We start from the raw sequence: 1321 nt of genomic DNA on the forward strand, positions 1-1321 counted from the left end.
CCTTCCTTCGCCTTGAACAGCAGGATATAGCCGTCGGCTTCTAGGCCGCGCGAGCCGTACCTGCGGTCCGGCTCGAACCCGACATCCAGCTTGTCCATCAAGGCGCCGATCTGGTTGCATAGGCCTGCGCCGAGCTTTCCCTTGGGCGGGATTTCCATTCCAAGGGCTTGCGCCAGCCGCGTCACCTTGGCCCCGGCGATCCTGTGATCGCCAAAAAAATCGTCAACGCGCTTGAGCGCCGCGGCGCCGGTCTCCGATCCGGATGTCAGGATCTCCTTGGGCAACAGGAAAGCCGCTTCGACGGTATCCCTGGCCTCAGGTTTCTTCCCAAGAAGACGGCTGTAAGCGGCAAGCTCGTCGCTGCACGCGTTGAGAAGGTCTCTCAGTCCATCGATCGGCGCGGAAACGGCACCGACGTCGGGAAGCGGTCCGAGCTCGCTGTCCGACAGGTCCACCCTGCCCCCGAAGCCTCCGCTCGCCGCCCGATATTCGACTTTGATCTTGGTCCTCGGCGAATTGACCTTCAGCCCGTCCGGGTACCGCGACGCGAACCGCACGTGCCAGAGTTCGGCGAGTTCCTCGAAGCATCTGGATGCGGGCGTGCGGAGCTGCGTGTCCGGAAGGGACAATATCCACAGGAGAGCGTCAGTGCTGTCGAAGGGAAGCTTGGAACCCAGCTTTCGTCCGAGATGCAGCCTAACGGACAGCGGCATCTCGTAGCCGCTCCTCAGATCTGGCGAGAGTGCCGGGCGGGAGATGTCCGGGTTAGCCATCAAATCCGCCACGTCGAGGAACTTCGACGCGTAACCCTTGAAGGAGTAGTTCTCACCATGGAGCGCAAGAAGGCGCCGGACCTCCGCTGCCATTGCCGGCGCCTCGTTCCTGGCCTCGTCGATGAAGAGACGACGTTCGAGGCCATAGAAGAATATGAAGACGTAGCCTATGCCGATCGAAGGATCGTTCCTGCCTCCTGCAAGCCATTCGAGATAGGTCCGACGCGCCCCGGGGGAGATCGACTGATATGATGGCCAGTAAGGCAACGTTTTGCCTTCGGGATCGCCTCTTACGGAGCCGACCTGGCAAGTTGGATCAACCAGGCAGTTCTCGGCCCCGGATTTTCCGGCGAAGGACGCGCCGAGATAGAACATGCCCGAGTTGATCGAGACTCCCGCCACCCGAACGCCCTCTCCAGAAGGTATCCATTTTGCCGGAGCCTTGGGCTGACGACCGCTATCGCCCACGAGCATGCTCGCCGTGACCGGGCGCCGTTCCCACTGGTCGCTTCCGTCGGTGAAGCGCCTGTCAGGACGAGATCGTGGAT

Annotated in this window: 1 protein-coding gene; it reads right to left on the reverse strand. The window is 61.8% G+C overall.

Features of this window, described 5'->3' with window-relative positions; genetic code table 11:
- Positions 1–1175 (reverse strand): TerB N-terminal domain-containing protein (locus tag EOA60_RS33235; RefSeq protein WP_206628371.1); only part of this gene is annotated, 1175 nt, incomplete at its 3' end.
- Positions 1176–1321 lie beyond the last annotated feature (146 nt).

The organism is Mesorhizobium sp. M1A.F.Ca.IN.020.06.1.1 (genome assembly GCF_004023265.1).
GTDB lineage: Bacteria > Pseudomonadota > Alphaproteobacteria > Rhizobiales > Rhizobiaceae > Mesorhizobium.